Below are 24,820 nucleotides of genomic sequence, written 5' to 3'. Positions count from 1 at the left end.
TTTAACGCTATGATGCGAACTCATTATTGCGGTTCTTTAACCGAAGCTCAAATTGACCAGACTGTAACGCTTTGCGGCTGGGTACATCGTCGCCGTGACCACGGTGGGGTGATTTTCCTTGATATGCGTGATCGTGATGGTCTCGTTCAAGTCGTCATCGATCCTGATACCCCAGAAGCATTTGCAACTGCGGATAAAGCACGTTCAGAATATGTATTAAAAATTGTAGGACGTGTACGTCGTCGCTATGAAGGCACCGAAAATGCCAATATGGTGAGTGGTCAAATCGAAGTTTTAGGTAAAGAAATCGAAGTTCTTGCTGCATCTGAAACTCCACCATTCCCATTGAATGATGAAAATGCCAATATTTCTGAAGAAATCCGTCTGAAATATCGTTTCCTCGATATTCGTCGTCCAGAAATGATTGATCGTTTACGTTTCCGCTCTAAAGTGACCACGTTAATTCGTAACTACTTAGATGAAAACGGCTTCTTGGATGTTGAAACACCAATTTTGACACGTGCAACACCTGAAGGTGCGCGTGACTATTTAGTGCCTAGCCGTGTTTCAAATGGTAGCTTTTATGCGCTTCCACAATCACCACAATTGTTTAAACAATTGTTGATGGTTGGTGGTGTAGACCGTTATTACCAAATCGCAAAATGTTTCCGTGACGAAGATTTACGTGCAGATCGTCAACCTGAATTTACTCAAATCGACATCGAAACATCGTTCTTAAACGATGATGATATTATGGATTTGATGGAAGGCATGACCGTTAAGATGTTCAATGAACTTCTTGGTGTGAAATTCGACAAATTCCAACGCATGACTTATGCAGATGCTATGCGAGATTATGCATCTGACAAACCAGACTTACGTATTCCTTTGAAACTTGTAGACGTTGCTGACATGATGCAGGACGTTGAGTTCAAAGTATTCGCAGGTCCAGCAAAAGATCCTAAAGGCCGTATTGTTGCACTTCGTGTACCAGGAGCAGGTTCACTGCCACGTAGCCAAATTGATGAATACACTAAATTCGTTGGAATTTATGGCGCGAAAGGCTTGGCTTATATTAAAGTCAACGAACTTGAAAAAGGCATCGAAGGTCTTCAATCCCCAATCGTTAAATTCATCGAACCAATCGTGCTTGATTTGTTAAAGCGTGTTGGTGCTGAAAACGGTGACATCGTATTCTTTGGTGCAGATAAAGCCAAAGTTGTAAATGATGCAATGGGTGCTTTACGTATCAAGATCGGTCATGACATGAACATGTCAACAACCGAGTGGGCACCACTTTGGGTGGTTGACTTCCCAATGTTCGAAGAAACTGATGATGGTAAATGGACGTCTGTTCACCACCCATTCACACTTCCAAAATCAAGTGTTGAAGAAGTGAAAAGTAATCCTGGTGCAGCACTTTCTGTTGCTTACGATATGGTATTGAATGGTACTGAAATCGGTGGTGGTTCATTGCGTATCTACACTTTAGAAATGCAAAAAGCCATTTTTGAAGCTTTAGGTATTGGCGAAGAAGAAGCTGAAGAAAAATTCAGTTTCTTATTAAATGCTTTAAAATTCGGTGCACCTCCTCATGGTGGTTTAGCATTCGGTCTAGACCGTTTAGTGATGTTGATGACAGGTTCATCGTCTATCCGTGACGTGATTGCTTTCCCGAAAACTAAAACTGCTGAGTGTCCATTAACTCAAGCACCAGCACCAGTTGAACCAAATCAATTGCGTGACTTGGGTATTCGTTTACGCGAAAAACCGAAAGCTGAAGAAGCTAAATAATTTTTAGCTGTTTCATCGAAAACCCTGCGCTATGCAGGGTTTTCTATTTTTCATATGCATTTTTTTAGATAGGTTCTAATTGAGATAAGTTCTCATAAATGGCATACTATCGCTGTTAACTTTTGAGGTGAAAACCTATGGCTATGCGACCTAATGTACTTCGTCATACAATTATTATCATTGTATTTTCAGTGGTTCAATGGGGATTTATGCGTTATATCCTAAGCCATCAGTTGTTTAATTTAGATACTTATCAACGTATTCTATATTTCAGCATGAGCAGTTTTATTGCTGGTTTCTTTATTATTTCAGCGCTGATTTACTTGGTGTTGAAAGGCAATGCTGATCGCGACTAATAATAATTAAATGTATAAGCTACTTAAAACTTTCTCTCGATTACCTCTAGGCATGATACAAAATATTGCTAGAGGTGTCGGGAATTTATTGTTTATCAGTAATTCTTCAGCAAAACGCATCACTGAATTGAATTTAACTGCGGCATATCCTGAGCTTGATGAACAACAACGTAATCAACTAATTAAGGCCAGTTTAAAAAGTCAATGTATGACTTATGCAGAGTCAATTAAAATTTGGGGATCTTCTCCAGAGTTCGCCTTAGCACAAATTAAACAGGTTTATAATGCTGAGATTTTTCTCAATGCCTTAAAGAACCCCAATGGCTGTATTGGTGTGGTACCCCATTTTGGAGCATGGGAGCTCATGAATGCGTGGATCAACCAACATACTCATCCCGTTATCATGTACAAGCCAAGCCGAAATAAAGACTTAGATCGGTTTATGTTAGAGTCTCGCCAACGCTTAAATGCAACACTGGTACCCACTGATGATACTGGTGTACGTGCGTTATTTAAACATTTAAAACAAGGGGGGTTTACAGCCATCCTTCCCGACCATATCCCCAAAGAGTCTGGGGGTATTTATTCTGAGTTTTATGGGCAAAAAGCATTTTCTTCAACTTTGCTTTCAAAGCTTGCTGCAAAAACCCAATGTTCAGTTGTGGGTTTAACCTGTGTTCGTCGCCCTGATTTCTCAGGTTTTGATATACATTTTACGGCACTATCTCAAGATATTAATTCTAAAGATTTACAGCTTTCTGTCGATACCTTGAACAAAGAAATGGAGCGAATGATTAACATTGCTCCTGAACAGTATTTATGGGGTTATAAACGATTTAGGAAGTTAGAGGGTGGCAGGAATTTGTATAAATCATAAGCAACTCAATAATACTCATTGAGCAAAAATTCTTTTCTTAAATAATCATAATATGAATTTTCTATAATCTTATCTATATAGGTCATTTTATGAATATTTATTCTTTGCAAAATATTATTGTATTCAGCTGAGTTAAATTGATCATTTAATTTAAATTGCAATAAGTGAGGTAGAGTGTCATCTATAATCTCACATTGTTTGGATTTTAATCTACTTTTTATTAAAACATCATACATAATTTGAAAGAAAAAATAATGCGGAATATTATTTTGAGTTTTCCAGAAATTTAACAAAATATCTAAGCAAATCTGTAAAACCTCATTGTCTTTTTTTCCAACAATAAAGCTGTTTAAAACATTCACATTTTGCTCATCAGACCAATCAAAATAATCATGATTACGATCATACCAAAGTTGCTTTTCTGACGTATCACTATGCCTTTGGAACATAAAGTAATCTGCCTCTGATATTTCACTTTCAATTGGTGCTGTCAATAAAATTGTTGCATCCAACCAAATCCCACCATAAACATTCAGTAAAGCCAAGCGAATCAGGTCAGCAAAAAAAGCAGGTTTAAATTTTGGGTTCTTTCTTTTATCCAACACAAAATCTGGTAGATCCAAATAATCTACTATATTACTGTCATCAAGACGGATCACTTGATAATCTGCCTTATGTCGATCTACAGAAGAAAAGCATAACTCAACAATATTTGGTAAGTCACTGTGGATACCTTGCCCCCAGTATTGCCAAATAATTTTCTGATCACTAAATTGCATTTTTCCTTTTAATTGAAATCGTTCCAGCTTATTCGAAAAATAATCATCAATAAATATATTCCAACATTTTCCAACATGTTTTTTTTGCAATTTATTGGCTTGAATACTTAGTTTTTTTCGGACACTTTTCGGAATAAATGTAAAATAAAAAATACGAAATGGGAATTTACTGAGTCTATCAATATTTTTTTTAAATTCTGCTTTTGAATTAAAAATACTTGATATATCACTCATACATAATCTCAACTTTTTTTTAAATTCTGCTTTATTTAACATCTAAAGTGTATTTAGATTTAAACATATTAAATTTTCATAAATACAATCAATTCCAATTTAATTTGAGTTATGAAATCATATTCATTTAATATTTTAAATTGATTACTCTTAACTATAGGCTTAAATCAATAAAATCCAATCTTACAAAATTTTATTCTTACTTGATACAAAAACCTCAAAATTTCACGTTTTAGCTTTTGCATAAAAGCGAGCTTTTGTTTACGTTTCTCTTTTCCCAATTGATTTTCTTTACGATCAATTTCAAGCTGACTTTCAAGTTCACTTTTACCGATTCTATCCGCTTGGGCCGATAATCCAGGTACCATTTGATAAACTAGTTCATCGCCATCATTTAAATAATTTTCAAACATTAAACGATCTAAAGGGACTTCAATATTCTTATCTTTTATATATTTTAAATAATTTCTAGCTCCTTCTAATGATAATATATATCCCGCAGTGCCCAAATGCTTTTCTTTTAATTCTCTCAATAACCTATTATTTTCCAATTGTATTTTATTCAGACTCATCAACACATATTCTTCAAACATTTCTAACTTAATAATATTAATTTTTTGGGGTATCCAGTCCAAGCTCTTAAGGAAACTATTAGCATTATTGCCTAAAAAAACATCATCTTCGAATATAGCGACATGTTTCATTCCTTTAGAAGCAACCATGTTCCATATTTCTACATGACTAAAGAAGCAAGCTTTTTCTCCAGCAGTCAAACCACTATTTATGAGTGAAACTTCATATTTTTCCTCCATTGAAGGAATCTGATTAGGCTGAATTGCATCAAAAAAATAAAATTCAATATTTTGGGCTTCAAACTCATTTATGATATGTAGTCTACGCTCTTTAGCAGTAGCTAAACTGATAACAAAATTCATATATGATATCCGGAACAAGACATAGGTTAAAATAGAATCACTGATCTTACTGTTTAAAACTAAATTTGGTTTTATATCAATATTCCAAAATTTGAATAAAAATCATTTCTCAGATTATTTTGTTGAATAGTTAACCCATTTTTTCGCCTGAAAATCTAATTGAGTAGACTCAATCGAATCAAAAAACAAAATTTACATTTATTAGCAAACTTATTCAATATATGTTATCTACCTTCAAGTACTAATAACGATTTTTTCATAGATGTGAGACTATAAGCAATAGCTTCATTTTACTATTTTTGTCTTGTAATCATCCTTACCTACATACTTTCCTAAGATTCTACTTTTTGTCTAGCTAAGAAAATATAGCGAATAAAACTGGAGCTAAAAAATCCCATTAAATCAAGGGCAAAAATCATATAAAAACCTCTTAGATTGCCTCAAAATAATTCTAGACAAACACAGGTGGACAACGATTTTGATGCAACAACTTAAATCAGATTCATTTAAATTTTATAGATCGATATGCCGATAATTTGAAAATTTGATGAAACAATCGTAAAACTTCTCTCTGAATTTTACTGAGTATAGTCATTGCTTCTTTCTGCCGATGTTGTTCAAGCCTGTCAGATTCGTGGCGAATAGCACGCTCATTCTCTAAATGACTAGGAAAATTATCATATTTTTTATGTAAATAAAAATCTTGAACACAAATTGCTGGCACCATTTGATAAGCTTTATACTTTGCATATTTCACATGACAACCAAATAATATGTGATCGACTGGAACTAACTCAGGCATATTACAAATAGATGCCAGAAAATATTCTGCTGCTTCTCTTGATAAGATATAACCTGCTCCGCCGAGATGCTTCGCTTTAAGTTGATATAGTGCTCTATCATTGATTATCGCTTTTGGAAAAAATGAGAGATCCACTTTTTTATCAAAAGCTTCTAATTTTATAAGATGTATATTTTTAGGAATCCATGAAAAATCATCAATAAAATTTTGTAGATTTTCTCCAAAATGTACATCATCTTCAAAAATTGCCATATATTCTAAATCTTGTTCGACAATTTTTTTCCATAGTAATACGTGACTTAAAAGGCAAGCCACCTCACCCTGTGTTAAAAGACCTGTCCGTGTTAGTTCAATACCTACACTTTTCGCATTTTCTACAATCGTTGCAGGTGTAACTGCATCAAAAAAACTAAATGATACTAAGTGCTTTTCAAACTCTGAATAAATATGCTGTCTTCTATCAAGAGCAGAATCTAAACTAATAACAAAATTCACTACAAAAACGATCTCTACGAACACAAAAAATTGATTATATAACAATTAAGCGATCATAAAACCACAGGACTACTCATTTAATTGATTTTAAATAAATTAATCTTTAGAGCTTCTGGTAAATTCGAGTTTCGTTTTAAACGGAAGGTCGGCAAGTTGAATAAAAACCCGACTGACTTCTCTTAAAATTTTTTGCAGTCCTTTCGGCTTAAATACAACTTGGTCTCGCCATTGGAGGCTTGTCGTAAATTTTTGCTCATTGGGATTGAGTATATAATCTTGAATACATAATGCAGGTACTAATTGGTAAACACCTGCGTTTCGTTCAGAAATATATTTTCTGAAGATCATTTGATCGACATGGTCAAAAACCTCTTGTTTTTTTAAGTATTCAACAAGCTCCATCGCGCCATTGTAAGATAAAATATAACCTGCAGCACCAAGATGGGCTTTTCTCAACCTTCTTAAAAAAAAGTTCTTATTATTAAAAACCTTAGTTCTATCTAGGTCCAAAAATACTTTGTCATAAGCTTTTTCAGTTTTCACAATATCATGACTTAACCAATTTGAATCTTTTAAAAACAATTCAGCATCTTGGCTGAGATGAATATCATCTTCAAAAATTGCGATTGCTGGGATTTTTTCATCGATTGCTTTTTGCCAGAGTGAAACATGACTCAATAAACATGCCAATTCATTTTGACTTAAATCATTTTTACAAAGCGTTAGATTAATTTTTTCTGCTTGAGCTAGAATTGAATGTGGCTCAATAGCGTCAAAAAAAGAAAAAGGGATGTCTTTCTCTTCAAATTGCTGTCGAATATGTTCTCTACGGTCTTCTGCTGATTTTAAGCTAATAACAAAACTTTTCATAAATTACTCTATTTATTTAAAACCTACCGACTTAAAAAATAGGATACATTTTAGCTGATGTAATATGCGATAAAGCTCTAAAATAATTTTACCCACTCCCTTCTTTTTATTGTATTTCCTTCTTGTCAAACGCTCTTTATATAAATGACTGGCAAACTTAACGCTATCTTTGCATGAATACAGGGTCACATCCTGAATACATAAAGCAGGTTTCATTTGGTAAACAGAAAAAATATTATCCGTGATCACAGATTCAAACATTAAGTGATCTAATGCAATTAACTTATCTAATGTCTGAATGTAGCCCAGCAATGTCTTTGCGCCATCTAAAGACAATATATAGCCAGCAGTGCCCAGATTTTTACTCTTTAATTGAAAAATAGCTCTATTATTATGATCATTAAAAGCCTTCACTTTTTTGCCTAATGCAATTCTATGTGTAAATTCCTCTAATTTAATAAGATGCCAACTTGGATCTATCCATTGACTATCAGAAAGAAATTCAGTTACATCCTCACCCAAATAAATATCGTCTTCAAATATCGCCATATACGGGATATTGTCATCAACCATTTTCTTCCATAAATAGGCATGACTCATAAAGCAAGCAACTTCACCTTTTGTTAGAACTTGCTCATCAATGTTTAAATGCAGCGCTTGTGCGAAAATAGCAGCAGGTTCTGGAGTTAAAGCATCAAAAAAATCAAAATCTACATTTTTTTTACCAAACTCACTCAATATATGTTGTCTACGTTCAAGTGCTGTCGATAGGCTAATAACGATTTTTTTCATAGGGATGTGACTATAAGCAATAGCTCTATTTTACTATTTTTTTGTCGTACTAGCATCCTCACTTACATAGTTTCCTAAGAAATATCGAGGAAACTACCTTCGAAATACATTTTCTTTGAAAAGTAATGACTGAGTGTTTTTCGTTCTTTTCCTGCGAGTTTTAACAATCTAGGCGCTTCAACAGGAGGATAATTAATAGCAAAATCAATTAAAATTTTTTCTTTAATCCATTGATTTTTCACTTGATAAAACAAAGCATTTTCATCGCAATTAATTAAAGTGATACTAGGGAAAGATCTCCTTAATATTTTTTGGCAAGCAACATAGGCCACTAAATATTCTAAATTACCGATTCTTTGAAAAATGTCTTTGCTGTTTTCTTGTGTATCTCGAATATTTTCTACATAGCGCTTGGGTGTTTGTTGAATTGCTAAATATAACTCATCATACCAATATTTAAAAAAAGCATTATTTTGAACAGTTGCCAACAACCAATTTTCCAATACTGGATAATCGATCTGCGTGGTATTTTTTTTACGATAATATGAAAAACATTCTGTCTGATTCTTTTGCATCAACTCAGAAATCCAGTCTAGATTTCCATAGACAATAATACTGGCATCTAACCAAATTCCACCATACCGATATAACAGATCAAATCTAAGTAAATCAGCCTTTTGTTGAGGCGTTGCATTCGTCAATAAAGAAAAATCAATATCACTATACTGGCTGACATTTTCAGGATTAAGTACACATACTTGATAAGATGGATTTTTTGCTTGAGTATTTTGAATACATTTTTCAACAAACTCAGGAAAATCACCTTCCCAATACATCCATATCTTTTTAGGTAATTCAATGGGTGTAGCAATAGGATTAAAAATCAGTTGTCCTGCATAGTTATCAATTTTTTGATTGGTATGTCTAATTTTGTAATAGTACATCATATGAAATTTAGCTAAATAAAATAATTTTTTAAAAATTTTCATATAAAAAATCCAATATTTTTTACAAAAAAGCAGAACCAATAAAATTTAAACTATACAGTATTTAAAATATTCATTACTTCATTTACTAGAACATCTTTGTACACTTAAAAGTAAAGATGTTTAAATGCATACATCCGATCACGCCACATACGTTTTTGCTTCTTAAAACCATAAGAATGGTCACGATTTTCTTTCTCTTTACGAGATATTCCTTGTGTTGCAACTGTACCTAAAATATCACTATCCAAACCTGCTGGGCGAACAAAAGCAGGCCAAACACCTAATCCTTTTCCATTCTTACTCAGCCAAGTTTGGAAAAAGATATCAACAGGCATGGCAATTGTTTGACCTTGTGCAATAAATGCTTCAGCACCTTTGCGTGACCAGATTAAACCCAAACCACGAATAGGAAAATAATAAGCATGCCACAATGAATAGTCACCCAGCTGAGTAATGTCTTTGGCTAACTTTTTCTTCTTTGCTGCTAAATTCACCAGATACCAATCTAGCGCTTGATGGCGATCTAAATAAGCTAAAACTTGATCTATAGATTGTTTGAAATCAGCTGTAATTTTCATATCATCTTCTAAGACAACAAGATAATCCGCATCACTTGCTAAAAATTTCTGAGCGCAGCCATAATGACTGAGATAACAACCCAGTTCTGAATTGAGTAAACGTCTTCCTAAAGTTTGCTGCGTCAACGCATCATCATAATCCTGAAAAAATGACAATTCTTTGCCACGTCCATCATAAGCAGAAAAACGCTCAAATTCCCAGTTTACCGCCTGTAACTGTTCTGTTGCGCGAGCAAGCCGCTCATCACTACCATCTAAATTGATCAGATATGTTTTAACTTTCATGATTGGCTTCCTACGATAAAACTTTGGCTGAAATCACTGATTTAGGTAAATAGTCATATAATTTATCGATCATTTTACGACGTACCTGCGCAGCATTCTCAGAATTCAGTTGATCTAAACTTTGGATACAACCATATTTAATATTGTCTTGATTCAATGCTTCTACAAACGCAGCTAAGCTTTCAGCATTTTTCAAATAAGCCAAAGCTAAATCAGGCTTTAAAACAGCTTCATTTTTTTGAATCTTTAAATGATTCATCAATGAAATCGGATTTAATTGTTCGACACTTCTAAACTTATACTTAATCTGTGTTTCTAATAGGTCTGGATGACACAATAAATATTCACTTAAAATTTTACGATCGACACAGTGTGGATAATGATGGATTTCAAAAAACTCTTTAAATCCTAAAATATCAGCACCCAGCATTTGTGCAATCACATGACCGGGTTGAATCGGTTTATTAAAATTACGATTTAAAAATTGACGATATTTCAGCTTGGTCTTGTAACTAAAGCAACTTTTCCAGTGTCCATAGGTGACGATTTTATCGCTCTCAAGAAAATCTTCAATTTGAGCTGGTGAATTAAAAAAGAAGTCATCATTTAAGTAGATAAAATAATCTGAAAGCCCGTTGATATTCCATAACATGCTTTCAATTGACCGGGTGTTAAACGTGGGTAGAAATTGCGTATAACCGGCAAAAATCTCACAATGATCAACGACACGAATTTTATTTGCATCACAAAGACCTTGCGCTACAAATTCATTTAAAAATTCAGGCTGCTGATTATCTGTAACAATGAAAATATGACGGCAAAAAGGCACATACTTCAATATAGATGCAATGTTGTAATAGATCTCATCATTACTGGCAAAACGTGTATCGCTCACAGCATCTGAGGCATCACCACCTGTGAGATATTGCTGACGTTTACGTTTTAACTCAACATCATTGCCATCGACCCAAGCAATCACGATATCAAGGTTTTGCATCTATATTGTTCTCAAATGTTCTAATCATCTAAATAAAGTTATTGCCAAGCGTCTTTAATCCAGTCTGAAGGCAACACATAGCGATACCATTTACCACCACCACCCGTCACGGCATCAGGTGGATTAATTTCTCCATGGAAAATAATGATTTTGGCATCTTGTGGCTTGACTGGTGGTTTAAAATAAGCCAATGGTAGCTTTTGCAAACAATGATATTTATAACTCTTACACCAATCTTTTGGCCAGTAGCTAAGTTTTTGCTGCTGATCGACATACCAAGACAAATATTCTTGTTCATTTCGAAATTTATGACTAATTTCTTTAAAGTTTTCACGGAAATAAGGCAAGATGTCAGGAAAAGTACTCAACTTAAAACGATAAACTGAGCTATTCCCAGTCACACGCCAAGGACGTTTCCAGTCGTGAATAATGAGGAATTCACCTGGGTAGCTAAAGAAGTCATCAATGTTGTCTACAATGACCACATCAAGATCTAAAAATAATAAATTACCTTTTAAACCATATAAATCAGGTTCAAAAGTCGATAACTTATTCCATCCACGTTCAGGACTTCCTTCAGGCAATGCTAACGGCGGAATTGGAAAGCATTGAACCTCTGGATTAATACCTTCTGTACGGTCAGTCAAACACACCATTTGGAAATCAATTGTGGTATGTCGTTTGACCATGTTATATAGGCGATTGACATAATCAGCACCATATTTGCTGCCCCACTTCATACACAAAACGATATTCTGTTCTGATTCAACTAAATTCGACTGTAAATTTGATTCATTGACCTGCATGCATCAATCTTCCACCTGAGCAATCCCTATATCATACCATTACCATCGCCAAGTTACTGTATTCGATTGCATATGCTGAACAATTTGTTTCATGAGAATATGCTATGATGCGTTAACAATTTACATTGATCATGATCATTTTAATTGTTCGATATTTTATTGAGCAATCTTTTTTGAATGAACGCTCTGTGAAATTGAATACAACTTTTGCAAGCACATTTTCTATATTAGGTTTTTATGAAAATAGCAGTCGCTGGAACAGGTTACGTTGGCTTATCCAATTCAATGATATTTGCACAACATCATGAAGTTGTTGCAGTAGATATTTTAGAATCTAAGGTTAACTTGCTCAACAATAAAATATCGCCCATTCAAGATGCGGATATTTCATTATTTTTAAAAGAAAAATCATTAAATTTTACAGCCACGACAGATTATCAAGCAGCTTATCGCAATGCAGATTTTGTGATTATTGCGACCCCAACGGATTACGACACCAAAACTAATTATTTTAATACGCAAAGTGTCGAAAGCGTGGTTCAGCAAGTCTTAGAGGTCAACCCCAATGCAGTGATGGTGATTAAATCAACTGTCCCTGTCGGCTTTACCAAGAGCTTAAAAGAAAAATTCCACACTGAAAATATTATCTTTTCTCCAGAATTTTTACGTGAAGGAAAGGCATTGCATGACAATTTGTACCCTTCCCGTATTATTGTTGGGGAAAAATCTGATCGCGCAAAACTATTTGCTGACTTATTGATCGAAGGCGCCATCAAAAAAGACAGCCCTGTTTTATTTACTGACGCAACTGAAGCTGAAGCAATTAAGTTATTTGCCAATACCTATCTCGCTATGCGCGTTGCCTATTTCAATGAACTGGATACCTATGCGCAAATTTTTGGTTTAGATACTCATCAAATTATTGATGGTGTTTGTCTAGATCAACGTATTGGTAACCACTATAACAATCCGTCATTTGGTTATGGTGGCTATTGCCTACCCAAAGACACCAAACAACTTTTAGCCAACTATAATCACGTTCCAAGTAATTTGATTCAAGCCATTGTTGACTCAAACAGTACGCGTAAAGACTTTATCGCAGACTCGGTGATTGCACGTAATCCCAATAAAGTTGGTATTTATCGCCTAGTGATGAAAAGTGGTTCAGATAATTTTAGAGCGTCCGCAATCCAAGGTGTGATGAAACGCATCAAAGCCAAGGGAATTGAAGTGATTGTCTATGAACCAACTTTACAAGAAGATGAGTTCTTTAAGTCCAAAGTCGTCAATGATTTAGAACAATTTAAACAGCAAAGTGACGTGATTATTGCCAATCGGGTTTCTAATGACTTAAGTGATGTATTAGATAAAGTCTATACACGAGATATTTTCGGAGCAGATGAATGAAAGTCCTCGTCACAGGTGCAGCAGGTTTTATTGGCTTCAATGTTGCAAAAAAACTTTTAGAGCGTGGTGATGATGTTGTCGGCTTTGACAATATGAATGATTACTATGACCCCGCATTAAAACAAGCCCGATTAGCAGTTCTCAAAGATACGGCAGCACAAACCCAGCAAACGTTCACTTTTATTCATGCCAATCTTGCTGATAAAGCAATCGTTGATCAATGTTTTCAAGATCATCAATTTGATCGGGTGATTCATTTGGCTGCACAAGCTGGTGTCCGTTACTCATTAGAAAATCCATTGAGCTATGTCGAAAGTAATTTAATTGGCTTTACCAATATTATTGAAGCATGCCGTTATGCCAAAACGCCACATTTAACCTATGCCAGTACCAGTAGTGTTTATGGTGCTAATACCACCATGCCATTTAGTGAAAAACATGGCGTTAACCATCCAGTACAGTTCTATGCGGCAACCAAACGTGCCAATGAGCTCATGGCGCACAGTTATAGCCATCTTTTCAATTTACCGACAACAGGCTTACGCTTTTTTACTGTCTATGGTCCTTGGGGCCGCCCAGACATGGCTTTGTTTAAGTTCACTAAGAATATTATTGAAGACCAACCTATTCCTGTATTCAATCACGGCAACCATACCCGCGACTTCACTTTTATTTCAGATATTGTAGAAGGTGTGATTCGTTCAAGTGATCAAATTGCGCAACCTGATCCAAACTGGGACAGCAAAAATCCTGATCCATCGACCAGTTATGCACCTTTCCGTATTTTCAATATCGGCAATAACAATCCAGTAAAATTGATTGAATATATTCATGCCATTGAAAAAGCTTTAGGCAAAGAAGCAATTTTAGAATTACTTCCATTACAACCGGGCGATGTGCCGGATACTTTTGCGGATAGCAGTGCTTTAGAACAGAGAGTGGGATACAAACCATCGGTCTCTGTTGAAGATGGTGTTAAGCAATTCGTAGATTGGTATCGAGATTTTTATCAAGTTTAATTAAGGCTTTTATTTAGTTTAAAGCTAAATTTTGGCATTTGAATTTTTTTCAATTCTTTCAACAGCCAGATCTAAGCACAAAAAAAGGATTCCACTAGGAATCCTTTTTTAGCATTCAGCCACTTATTTTACATAAGTCAGCCAATGTGCATATTTTGGATCTTTACCTTGAACAGCATCAAAGAATGCTTTTTGAATCTTCTCAGTAATCGGACCACGAGCACCTGAACCTATTTCACGATCATCATATTCACGGATCGGCGTCACTTCAGCAGCAGTCCCGGTAAAGAATGCTTCATCACCAATATAGAATTCATCACGGGTAATACGACGTTCAACAACTTCAATACCCATATCTTTTGCAATGGTGATAATTGTTTGACGCGTAATCCCATCCAATGCACCGCCAGCAATATCTGGTGTATGTAGTACACCATCTTTGACTAAGAATACATTTTCACCTGAACCTTGGCATACATAACCTTGAGGGTCCATAAGCATTGCTTCATCATAACCAGAATGCGCCACTTCTTGGTGTGCAAGAATAGACAAGGTATAGTTACCTGAAGCCTTGGCTTTACACATAGTCACGTTAGGGTGATGGTGCGTAAATGATGAAGTTTTAACACGAATACCTTTTGCCATTGCTTCATCGCCAAGGTAAGCACCCCAGCTCCATGCAGCAACTGTCGCATGAATGGTATTATCAGTTGCAGCGATACCTAATTTTTCCGAACCAATGAAAATAATTGGGCGTAAATAGCATGACGCCAATTTATTTTCACGGACAACATCAATTTGAGCTTGTTCAAGAGTTGCTTGATCAAATGGAACTTTCATTTGATAAATTTTTGCAGAATTTAACAAACGTTTTGTATGGTCTTGGAGACGGAAAATCGCAGTACCGTTAGGTGTTTCATAAGCACGGACACCCTCAAAAACACCCATACTATAATGTAATGTATGAGTTAAGACGTGAATTTTAGCTTCACGCCAATCAACCATTTGTCCATCTTGCCAAATAAAACCATCACGATCAGCCAAATTCATGGCGCACACTCCAAATTTTTACACAATTATTCACTTTCCAAAGCGAAACTCGCTGTTGGATCAATTAATCTTTGCCATAACTTGCAAACGACCTCTCGGGTATCGTGCCAATCCGCAGCACTCACTTGCATATTATGATTTGCAAGTGCCAAACGGTGGCTCTCGGCGCGTTCACTGAGATAAGCTTGAATCAATGCGGATACATCGTCGCTGGATAAGCAACCTGCCTTTGCGGCATCTTCAAGGATTCGTACGTTGTCGGAATAATGGGCGAGATCAGGATTCGTCCCACTCCAGGCTAATACGACATACTGTGCCATAAATTCGATGTCAACGATACCACCTGCATCCTGTTTTAGATGAAAAATTCCATCTTTTTTCTGATCTTTTGAGGAACCCAAATGATCTTTCATCTTCTGACGCATGTTCAAGACTTCTTTGCGAACCGTCTCTTCTTCTCTCGGTAATGTGAGAACCCTGCAACGCAATTCTTCAAATTTTGCTCTTAGGCTTTGCTCACCTGCGATTGAGCGTGCGCGAACAATTGCTTGATGCTCCCACAACCAGGCACTTTTGAGTTGGTACTGTTCAAATGCTTTTAAACTGGTGACCAATAAGCCTGCTTCACCAGATGGGCGCAAACGGGTATCAATTTCATAGACTCGGCCATCTAAAGTTTGTGTGGTCATCAGAGACATAAATTTTTGCGCAACACGCATGGCAAATTCAAAACCGCTTATGGCCTTTTGACCATCGGTATCTGCTTGCTCATCCATATAATGAATAAAAACCAGATCAAGATCTGAACCATAGCCCAGTTCAATGCCGCCTACTTTGCCATAACCAATCACAGCATAGGCCATGTGGTCTAATGAACAGCGTAAGCCTTCTGCGTCGACAGGATAACCATGACGCTTGGCAACCGTCTGATAAGCCAAATTTAATGTCGCGATCACAGAAACTTCTGCAATATCCGTTAAAGCATCCGAAACTTTCATCAACGGGCTTTCTGCTAGTACATCGCTTGCGGCAACGGTCAGCACATTAGATTTTTTAAATAAGCGCAATACTCGCATTTGATCTTCAACTTGATCGATTTCAATACGCAGTAATTGTTGGCGTAGTGAGTCTTCCAAATAATCTCGTCGAGGCAGTTCAAAATCCATGGATAAAAACTCATCCAGCAGAACTGGATAATGTGTCAATTCCTCACAAATCCATGGACTGACTGTCGCCATTTTGACCAAACGTTGCAGCGCCCCTTTGCTTTCAATCAGCATCACCAAATACACAGTACGGCGCATTACAGATTCGACCAGCGGCATCAATCGCATTAAAGCCACTTGCGGGCTATTCGACTGTAAAACTGCCTCAACCAAATGCGGCCAAAATTCTTTTAAACGCTGTACAGCTTTAGCAGGCAGTTTCTTGATTGCATGACCATACCAAAACTCATGAATCAGATTTTGTGCATTACTGTCTAAGATCTCATTGAGTTGGCTTTCCAGCTGACTAAAACTTTCAATCGGAGAATCTAGCCCTTTTTCTTTAATCAAATGCTCAAATTGAAAAGTCACTTTACTGCGCTTTTGGTTGAGAAAATCAATAAAAGCATCCCAATCATCAAAACCCAAGGTATCAATTATTCGCTGACGAAGTTCAGGCTCGGTTGGTAAAGATTGTGTTTGCTGGTCATTCAAGGCTTGAATAGCATGCTCTACGCGTCGTAAGAATAAATAAGCATCTTCAAGATCCTCAACGGATTGATGATCGAGTAAGCCTGCCTCACCCAAATGTTTTAGGCTAACAAGGCATTGGCGGTCTTGTAATTCTAATTTTGCTCCGCCATAAATCAGCTGAAAAACCTGCACAATAAATTCAACTTCACGAATACCACCAGCGCCCAGCTTAATATCGTCTGCAATATTACGCCGAGCCACCTCTCGTTCAATCATGGCTTTCATTTCACGCATGGCTTCAAAAGCGGTGTAATCTACATATTTACGAAAAACGAAGGGGCGGGTCATGTCTAATAAACTATCACCGTCTTGCCCACCTGTGATAATACGCGCCTTAATCCATGCATAACGTTCCCACTCGCGCCCATGCTGGCTTAAATATTTTTCTAAAGCCACATGACTTATTGCCAAAGCTGAACCATCCCCCCAAGGACGTAAACGCATATCCACACGAAATACAAAACCATCTGCGGTAATATGATCCAATAAATAGATCAGTTTTTGCCCCCACAAAATGCAAAATTGCTGTACATCAATACACTTACGCCCATTGCTTTCACCTTGTTCATCAAAGGCAAAAATCAGGTCAATATCACTAGATAAGTTCAGCTCTTGTGCGCCAAGCTTGCCCATCCCAATGACGATCAAATCTTGAATCTTACCGTTATACCCCATCGGTTCGCCATGTTTTGCCAGCAAAGGAATTCGGGCAAAATCTTTTGCTGCAACGATACAGGCATCTGCAAAATCAGACAGTTCTTGTGTTAACTTCACCACATTGGTCAGTTGGTTGGCATCTTGCCAAATCCAGCGAAACATTAAGCGTGCACGAAGAATACGTAAGACTTTCATCCACGTATTTTCATCTTGAATATTGACTAAATGATCGTAAACGAGTTGTTGAATTTGTGCAGTACTGAGCGATTGTTGAAATTGATCAATTGCATAATCATGTTCTAAAGTGGCTTGATGTAGACTTAATACTTGTTCTGCATACTGACTTGCATGTAATGTTTTTTGCAATTGCTCAATGTTCATTGAAAAACCTGTACTTATGTTTTATCAACTTATTTATAGCAGTTTGCTTTACATTTAGGGAGGTTTTTGTACTTTTCTTAAAAACAAAGCTCAAAAAACCACCACTTACAATCAATCTAAATTGTTCAGATATAGAATTATGAAATTTTTATTTTATCTTGCTTGATTTCAGGACAAACCAAAGTTTGATGGGTGTTTTTTGCAGCGGGTAACGCAACAATAAAAGTCGTTCCCTCTCCTGTTTTAGAGCTTACAGAAATTTTCCCATGATTGAGATCCACAAACCGTTTACATAGAACCAGTCCTAATCCTGTTCCTCGTTCTCCAATGGTACCTTTTATACTGGCTTTGATCTGTGGTTCAAACAGTTGCTCAATTTGCGACTGCGTCATTCCTAAACCAGTATCATGAATAATAATTTCTATATTTTTCCCTACTGGGTGCGCAACAATGGAAACTTTTCCAGAACCATCAGTACGGGTAAATTTTAAGGCATTAGAAACCAGGTTTTGAATCACCGAGGTCACCATATTCATATCTGCAAAAACGCTTAAATCCTCAGCAACATTTTCAATCAGTTGTATATTTTTATTTACTGCCAAAGGCTTAAGCACATCGTAAACGATCTTTGTGGTCTGTTTTAATTTAAAATTAATCGGATGATAAACAAAGCGCCCACCTTCTGCCATCGCCCAATTGAGCAAGTTTTCAAGTAGGGAATAAGTTGATTGCAAGGTATCATGCAGATAATCTGCAATATCCTGTATACCATCATCAGTTAATGTTTCTCGCTCGTTTGCTAAAACATCCGAAAAGCCAATTAACCCATGAAACGGCGCACGTAAATCATGTGCAATGACTTGGAAAAACTTGGTCTTACTAAAATTTAAAGCGCGTTCTTGTTCATATAACTCATAATAATCTTGAGATTCAGATTTACGCGCTAAAATCGTCACCAAACCTGAGCTAAGCTCTTCTAATAAAGCCTGCTGTTTGCTTGTAAATCTTGTATCTTTATCATCATAAAAATAAACATGTGCAATAGAATCATCATCTTCTAACTTAAAGTCATAGCACAATAAGCGTTGGTGTTTGATTCCAATTTCAGCCATGTATTGCGAGAATTTTTCATAATTTTTATGGGCTTCTGAAACGATGAGCTGATTGCCAAAATACGGCGATAAACTCAATTTATGCGGAACTGACGCAGCTTTGAAATCACCGCCTTCATTTGCAACCCAAATATAAGGCTCGTTATGAAAAGTAAAAAAAGCATTTTCCACATTGAGAACGGCACGCGCTACACGTAAATAGCGTTCAATTTTATTATTTGAGGTATAGACCCCTAAAATCAGCGATAGTCGACAAGCACTGAGCTGTTCGGTTTGATGAGCTTCTAAGAATTCTAATTTCATGTTTACCTCATTTGCACTTTCAGTTAACACATTAGCTATTTAAATCGCCCACTTTTAAATATCAATTGCTTCCAAACACATCAAAACTTAAGACAGATTGCAAAACACAGCTTTGGAAGAGCACTTACAAATGTTCACATAAAACAATATAACAGCAATACAATCAAATAAAAACAATGGGGTGAAAATTTCGATAAATTTCACATTTTTTTCAATATGAGCAATCAGTTAGAGCCTTATATATTTTTATGATTTGAATAAAAAAACTAGGTATTTTATAAAAGCCAATGGTTTAAAACATGGTGATCAAATTAATAAATCAGATATCAACCTATTGGCATCTATAGCCAAGTTTAGGGATGCAGAAGTCGCTGTAAAAAGACAAAATAGTAAAATTCGGCATCAACCAGAGCAAGGATATACCTTGAATGAGTCAGGAAATACGTTATTTTTAATTCATTAAAAAGAGTATTTCAAATAAATAAACCACACCATACAAGATCATAAAAATCAGAGATAGCAGAGTTAAATTTAAAATGAATTTGAGTATTTTATACGTCTTGAAATGCTTTTCACGAAATTGTATTGAATACTGTCTAAATGGCGCAAAAAATTTAAAAATCGCACTATACAGCCCTCTTTTATCTTCAGGCGTGTTTGGAACAACGGTACCTTTAACAAGGATACGATAAGCACTGTTAAAAATTCGTCCAAATAGGTTCATTGGACGATCAACATCACACATCAGAATTAAACGCGCTGAATTAGCTGTGTTATATGCAAAATGTGGATAGGTTTCATCAAAGACAAAATCTTTACCATCAAACCAAGTACGGGTTTGCCCATCAATATTAATTTGGCAATTTTCAGAGTTAGGTGTCAGCAAACCGAGATGATACCTAAAACTACTACCAATAGGATCAGCGTGTAAACTCAGTTCAGAACCTGCTGGTAACAGTGAAAACATGGCACCTCGAATAGCAGGGACTTGATTAAGTAATGTCAAAGTCTTGGGACATAACCTTTGCGCGGAAACATGCGTTGTTCCGTACCATTTTAAGTAAAATTTACTCCAACCACGTTTGTAAAAAGTGCGAAAACCAACATCATAATAACCGTCTGCTCCAGGTGTCTTGATCACTTCAAACACACCCGATGACTCTAATGCTATTGCCTCATCTCTAATCGTTGTCCAATTGGCTCTAAGTACTTCAATATTTTCTAAAAAGTCAGCATCTAATATTGGCTTTTTTGCAAAGCTGCGTGTCGTCATATACAGAACACAATTAAATGGTGCAAATATAGGCCAACTTTTTCTTAAATATTGTGAGAGTGACTCATAACGTGCTTTTCCTCGCCAACGGTATACATAAGTCATGGCTGCTATCGAATACACGATTAAACCAATGATGATCATAATACTTAGATTCATTATAATTTTACTCCGATTATGATTTCTGTATCCTCATGGTGTGTCCTTGATTTTCCTTAAATAAAACTAATCTTCTTTACTAGATAAGCCGCACTGAGATCATTTAATTATTTTTCAAAATAGCGGGAAAAATAAAATATTTTCAAATTATTTAAAATACTTTTAACTATAACTAATTAATTTTCCTATAGGCTAGAAATATGTACACCTTTGGTTAAGTTTTAAATGATTGAAATTAAAAATATTAACTGTCGTTGTTAAGTGATCAGGTGCTATTTATCGCATACTGATATTTATTATAAAAATGCGTCATTAAAGAGGGATCGAAGGAACACTAGAAATTACGTAATTTTAATTAAGCATCGAAACCATCATTTAAATGCCAATCTATTAATTGCGTCATACTGATCAAAATCAGTTTTTTCTTTTTTAAAGCATTCGCGTTGTTATTGGGTTTCTTAGTTTTTGATAGCACTAATTTCAGACAATAAAAAAAGCCCTCAAGTCTAAATATGCTTGAAGGCTTTCCATAATATATGGTCCCGAGGGTCGGACTCGAACCGACACGTCATCGCTGACAGTGGATTTTGAGTCCACCGCGTCTACCAATTTCACCACCTCGGGAGAGGTTGTGTGCGTATAATAGCGCGTTTCATTTTCTTGTCAACGACAAGTTTTCACATTTGTTTAATTTTAAGGCATATCTGGTTTTTTTGGATTATAAAACATCAATTTCAGCCATTAATTTGAAAAACGACTATACTAGCGGCAGTTTTTAAATCCCAAATGTCAGTTTTTCTTCCTCATGATGCAACTCTCCGATTTTAATTTCGAACTTCCCGACGAACTCATTGCGCGCTACCCACTTGAAACACGTAGCGCTTCTCGCCTTTTATATCTCAATGCAGATGGTTCATACCAAGATCTTCACTTCACCGATGTTTTTGATTTATTCAATGAAGGTGATTTATTGGTACTCAATGATACCAAAGTGATGAAAGCACGTTTAAAAGGTAAACGCGCCTCTGGTGGTGCTATTGAAGTTTTGGTTGAACGTATTTTTGATCAGACCATTGCACATTGTCATATCAAGGCCAGTAATTCGCCTAAAGCAGGTGCTGAGTTATTTATTGGCAAAGATGAAGTTAAAGTGACGGTAACAGGGCGTCATGAAAACTTATTTGTGGTGGAATTTTCTCAGCCTATTTTGCAAGTTTTAGATTTATACGGACAATTGCCTATTCCGCCTTACTTTAACCGTGAAGCAGAAGCCATTGACACAGAACGCTATCAAACCGTGTTTAACGATCCAACCAAATTAGCAAGCGTAGCAGCACCGACAGCAAGTTTGCACTTTGACCAAGCCCTATTAGAAAAATTAGAGCAAAAAGGCGTAAATAAAGCGTTTGTAACCTTGCATGTGGGTGCTGGAACATTTTTACCAGTACGCACAGATCAGATCGAAAATCACATCATGCACAGTGAATGGTGTGATGTGCCTGAAACAACCGCAAAATTGATTCAAGAAACCAAAGCACGTGGCAATAAAGTAATTGCCGTCGGAACGACAGCAACACGTGCCTTAGAAAGTGCAGCGCAAGCGTCTGGTGGAAAAATTGCCGCATGGACAGGCGATACACAAATCTTTATCTATCCAGGGTATCAGTTCTGTGTGGTTGATCGCTTGATCACCAACTTTCATTTACCAGAATCTACCTTGTTAATGTTGGTGTCCGCATTATCCAACCGTGACAATATTATGAACGCATATCAACATGCTGTTGCAAGCAAATATCGTTTCTTTAGTTATGGTGATGCAATGTTGATTGAAAACGCAAATGGCTAAGGTCTAACGAAGCGTAATCTCTTTAAAAGTTATTGCTTAGTCAGACTACCAATATGCAAAGTGTGGTTTAAACACGACACTTTGCATTCAAAATCATTTTTTCGTTACAATCAGGCATCTAAGCACTTGTCACAATAATGAATAAAGATGAATGATTTACTGACAAAAATTCAAAATGCCTTTAGTCAACAACACGCCAACAATGGCAAGACTCAGCACAATATCCATGCGATCAATCAGTTACTCTCTTCAAATCAAGATTTTGAACAGATCATTGCAAGCTTAAAGAATTGGCAAGATGATCCGAGTCTGTCTATTCAAAATTATACGTTTTGGCTTTTTATCGCGATTGCAATTGGCTTATTTGTACTGGCTATTTTTACCCACCCGATACTCTTACTGGTTGCGGGTGCGAGTGTGGCTTTTGCTTTCTATAAACGCACTTCAACAAAAGCCCTCAATCAACTGGTTGAAGATACTCATCAAAAGAACCTAGAAGCAAAATATCAAATCCGCTTCTATCCCAATGCCTTCGATGAAAATATTGAGTCTCCCTATAATTTCCCGTTATTTAGTTTAGGGGATCATGAAAATACCATTGGTCATTGCATTTATGGCGCTTGGCAGGTCAACGGTATCAACTATCCATATATGCTGTTTAATTATCATTATGTGGATGAAGTCGAAACTCGTGATTCAGAAGGCAAGAAAAAGACCGAATATCGCCATTATGATTTATGGGGGATCATCCTAGAAAACTTCCCTGCTCAAGGTATCAGTATTTCATCTAAACAAAATCGAGCCTGCCGTCTTGGGGTAAAATGGTCGAGTGGGGATATTCGTTTCGACAATCAGTACCAATTAAGTGGTACAAATGAAATGCAACTTGCCAAATTTTTCACACCAAATCATGTATTAATGCTTGATCAAGCCATGGCTTATTTTAAAGGTGATTTTTATGTTCAAGCCCAGCGCCCTTCTTTGTGCTGGCTGTTTAAAACAGATATTATCAAAGCGCAAATGCAAGTTGATAAAGTTCAAACTGTCTATGATTTGGCTGCACAACTTGAAAGTATGAACATGCCTGATTATGAACAGCTTAAAGATTCACTGATCACGATTTTACAAGAAGTCCAGCCTCATTATGGGACAAATAAAGTTGAAAAATAAACAATTTACTTTGTCGATACAATAATTTATCGCATACTTATCAATCTGGAATTCGAACTTTAATATCCTTCAATCATGATTATTTGCTATGCCTATAGAAACCGTTGAGCGATTACTTCACCTACGCACAAGAAAAAATAAACATGTGATGCGCAATATCGCTCGGCTTTGGGAAATTGGACAACAGGCTCAATCTGCACAAGATATTTTAGATGGCTTACATCCGTGGGGAGAATGTAGAGAATTATTTTTTCATAACCTCATCCCCAGACTGCTGTTTATGATTGGGGTACTGACTGCAATTTTTGGTTGGCTGATTCATCACTATATTCCCTACCCACTGAGTCTATTAGCAGCCTTGTTATGCTGTTTTGCTGCTTATTTAATTTATGAGCAAAGCGATCCAATTGATGAAGTGATCAATTTTTTAGAACAGCGTATGATGTTTCTCCGCTACGAGTTAGATTTTAATAAAACCCCAAGTCATATCTCCACAACAAGCAATACCTTTTTGGTCATAAGCAAGTTAAAACAAAGTTTTCCATTGTTTTCGCAAGGCAATGTGTTGAATGAGATTGAACAATTTGCATCCACCAAATGGTTTGATGGTGAACAAGAACATCATGTGATGTTATTTCAGTATCATTATATCGATGAGTTTTCACTGCCCAATACTCAGGGTGAAAAACAGAAAATTAAGGAAACTCATAAAAACCAATGGGGCGCTTTTATTTTTCAATTACCCGCCCTCGGCTTTGCCGCCAGTAATAAACATCATGAATTTATTCCGCCCTATACCCAAATATGGAAGACTGCGGATATTCTGGTCAGTCAAAATTTATATATTTTTGGCTATGATCAACATCAACTTGCCCGTACCATTAGTCCAAGTATCACCTTAAAATTAAGTGATTTTTTTCAACACTATTCAGGTGATATTGTTTATCATTTTGAAGAAAATATGCTGTGCTATATGGGAAATCAAGATCTCTTTCGCATTCGTCGTAAAAAACAAAAGCTTCAGGATATTTCAGCACTTCGTGGACATTTAAGAACATTAACCATGCCTGAATATGAAAAATTTAAACAGTGCATGCTAAACTTGATTTCATAAA

At 36.2% G+C, this 24,820-nt stretch carries 21 protein-coding genes and 1 tRNA gene; 8 read left to right on the top strand and 14 right to left on the bottom strand.

All coding sequences use genetic code 11. From position 1 onward, the window contains the following. Positions 1–9: 9 nt before the first annotated feature. The 3 genes from aspS (at position 10) to FHR28_RS17155 (ending at position 3,027) form a co-directional block, all read left to right on the top strand. Positions 10–1,794, top strand: coding sequence for an aspartate--tRNA ligase (gene aspS, locus FHR28_RS17165; protein ID WP_004723113.1), 1,785 nt, complete (start codon positions 10–12; stop codon positions 1,792–1,794). 137 nt (positions 1,795–1,931) lie between these two features. Then, positions 1,932–2,150, top strand: coding sequence for a hypothetical protein (locus FHR28_RS17160; RefSeq protein WP_004723114.1), 219 nt, complete (start codon positions 1,932–1,934; stop codon positions 2,148–2,150). A gap of 10 nt (positions 2,151–2,160) precedes the next feature. Further along, the gene (locus FHR28_RS17155; protein ID WP_166783139.1) at positions 2,161–3,027 is read left to right on the top strand and encodes a lysophospholipid acyltransferase family protein; all 867 of its coding nucleotides are present in this window, start codon (positions 2,161–2,163) and stop codon (positions 3,025–3,027) included. Positions 3,028–3,032: 5 nt separating this feature from the next. Here the strand turns inward: FHR28_RS17155 and FHR28_RS17150 are convergent, their stop codons facing one another. From FHR28_RS17150 to FHR28_RS17110, 9 genes are all read right to left on the bottom strand, one after another. After that, the gene (locus FHR28_RS17150) at positions 3,033–4,040 is read right to left on the bottom strand and encodes a capsular polysaccharide synthesis protein (RefSeq protein ID WP_166783138.1); all 1,008 of its coding nucleotides are present in this window, start codon (positions 4,038–4,040) and stop codon (positions 3,033–3,035) included. Between the two features lie 167 nt (positions 4,041–4,207). Beyond that, a complete protein-coding gene (locus FHR28_RS17145; RefSeq protein ID WP_166783137.1) occupies positions 4,208–4,975 on the bottom strand; it encodes a glycosyltransferase family 25 protein in 768 nt (255 codons plus the stop codon). A gap of 502 nt (positions 4,976–5,477) precedes the next feature. Beyond that, positions 5,478–6,272, bottom strand: a complete 795-nt coding sequence (locus tag FHR28_RS17140; protein WP_166783136.1) for a glycosyltransferase family 25 protein — start codon at positions 6,270–6,272, stop codon at positions 5,478–5,480. A gap of 96 nt (positions 6,273–6,368) precedes the next feature. Continuing rightward, on the bottom strand, positions 6,369–7,142 hold the full coding sequence (locus FHR28_RS17135; RefSeq protein ID WP_166783135.1) for a glycosyltransferase family 25 protein: 774 nt from the start codon (positions 7,140–7,142) through the stop codon (positions 6,369–6,371). A 12-nt stretch (positions 7,143–7,154) separates the two neighbouring features. Further along, the gene (locus FHR28_RS17130; protein WP_166783134.1) at positions 7,155–7,934 is read right to left on the bottom strand and encodes a glycosyltransferase family 25 protein; all 780 of its coding nucleotides are present in this window, start codon (positions 7,932–7,934) and stop codon (positions 7,155–7,157) included. Between the two features lie 74 nt (positions 7,935–8,008). Continuing rightward, positions 8,009–8,923, bottom strand: coding sequence for a glycosyltransferase family 32 protein (locus FHR28_RS17125; RefSeq protein WP_166783133.1), 915 nt, complete (start codon positions 8,921–8,923; stop codon positions 8,009–8,011). A gap of 104 nt (positions 8,924–9,027) precedes the next feature. Next, entirely contained in the window at positions 9,028–9,786 is a 759-nt protein-coding gene (locus tag FHR28_RS17120) for a glycosyltransferase family 25 protein (RefSeq protein ID WP_166783132.1), read from the bottom strand. A 10-nt stretch (positions 9,787–9,796) separates the two neighbouring features. After that, positions 9,797–10,783, bottom strand: a complete 987-nt coding sequence (locus tag FHR28_RS17115) for a Stealth CR1 domain-containing protein (protein WP_166783131.1) — start codon at positions 10,781–10,783, stop codon at positions 9,797–9,799. A 38-nt stretch (positions 10,784–10,821) separates the two neighbouring features. Then, complete coding sequence (locus FHR28_RS17110; RefSeq protein ID WP_166783130.1) at positions 10,822–11,589, bottom strand: glycosyltransferase; 768 nt, start codon at positions 11,587–11,589, stop codon at positions 10,822–10,824. A gap of 237 nt (positions 11,590–11,826) precedes the next feature. On the opposite strand from FHR28_RS17110, the gene FHR28_RS17105 reads away from it, so the two are divergent. After that, positions 11,827–12,996: a nucleotide sugar dehydrogenase gene (locus FHR28_RS17105; RefSeq protein ID WP_004723131.1), complete on the top strand. Its 1,170-nt coding sequence runs from the start codon at positions 11,827–11,829 to the stop codon at positions 12,994–12,996. Then, positions 12,993–14,015 (top strand): NAD-dependent epimerase, encoded by a 1,023-nt coding sequence (locus tag FHR28_RS17100; protein ID WP_166783129.1) that lies wholly within the window; start codon positions 12,993–12,995, stop codon positions 14,013–14,015. The genes FHR28_RS17105 and FHR28_RS17100 overlap by 4 nt, the downstream gene beginning before the upstream one ends. Before the next feature lie 123 nt (positions 14,016–14,138). Here the strand turns inward: FHR28_RS17100 and FHR28_RS17095 are convergent, their stop codons facing one another. The 5 genes from FHR28_RS17095 to FHR28_RS17075 form a co-directional block, all read right to left on the bottom strand. Next, positions 14,139–15,065: a branched-chain amino acid transaminase gene (locus FHR28_RS17095; protein ID WP_004723137.1), complete on the bottom strand. Its 927-nt coding sequence runs from the start codon at positions 15,063–15,065 to the stop codon at positions 14,139–14,141. 26 nt (positions 15,066–15,091) lie between these two features. Beyond that, complete coding sequence (glnE, locus tag FHR28_RS17090) at positions 15,092–17,842, bottom strand: bifunctional [glutamate--ammonia ligase]-adenylyl-L-tyrosine phosphorylase/[glutamate--ammonia-ligase] adenylyltransferase (RefSeq protein WP_151957047.1); 2,751 nt, start codon at positions 17,840–17,842, stop codon at positions 15,092–15,094. A 137-nt stretch (positions 17,843–17,979) separates the two neighbouring features. Beyond that, positions 17,980–19,257 (bottom strand): sensor histidine kinase, encoded by a 1,278-nt coding sequence (locus tag FHR28_RS17085; protein ID WP_151957048.1) that lies wholly within the window; start codon positions 19,255–19,257, stop codon positions 17,980–17,982. A gap of 451 nt (positions 19,258–19,708) precedes the next feature. Continuing rightward, positions 19,709–20,689: an aspartyl/asparaginyl beta-hydroxylase domain-containing protein gene (locus tag FHR28_RS17080; protein ID WP_151957049.1), complete on the bottom strand. Its 981-nt coding sequence runs from the start codon at positions 20,687–20,689 to the stop codon at positions 19,709–19,711. Positions 20,690–21,226: 537 nt separating this feature from the next. Then, positions 21,227–21,313, bottom strand: a tRNA-Leu gene (locus FHR28_RS17075). A gap of 184 nt (positions 21,314–21,497) precedes the next feature. Here FHR28_RS17075 and queA point away from each other — a divergent pair. The 3 genes from queA to FHR28_RS17060 all read left to right on the top strand — a co-directional run bounded on the left by queA (position 21,498) and on the right by FHR28_RS17060 (position 24,819). Beyond that, a complete protein-coding gene (queA, locus tag FHR28_RS17070; protein WP_151957058.1) occupies positions 21,498–22,535 on the top strand; it encodes a tRNA preQ1(34) S-adenosylmethionine ribosyltransferase-isomerase QueA in 1,038 nt (345 codons plus the stop codon). Between the two features lie 147 nt (positions 22,536–22,682). Next, positions 22,683–23,705 (top strand): hypothetical protein, encoded by a 1,023-nt coding sequence (locus FHR28_RS17065; RefSeq protein WP_151957050.1) that lies wholly within the window; start codon positions 22,683–22,685, stop codon positions 23,703–23,705. 88 nt (positions 23,706–23,793) lie between these two features. Then, complete coding sequence (locus FHR28_RS17060; RefSeq protein ID WP_151957051.1) at positions 23,794–24,819, top strand: hypothetical protein; 1,026 nt, start codon at positions 23,794–23,796, stop codon at positions 24,817–24,819. The last annotated feature ends 1 nt before the right edge of the window (position 24,820 follow it).

Origin of the sequence: Acinetobacter sp. BIGb0196 (genome assembly GCF_011759595.1) — a bacterium.
GTDB lineage: Bacteria > Pseudomonadota > Gammaproteobacteria > Pseudomonadales > Moraxellaceae > Acinetobacter > Acinetobacter guillouiae.
The sequence above is the reverse complement of the archived record's forward strand: the minus strand, read 5'-3'. Positions and strand labels throughout refer to the sequence as shown.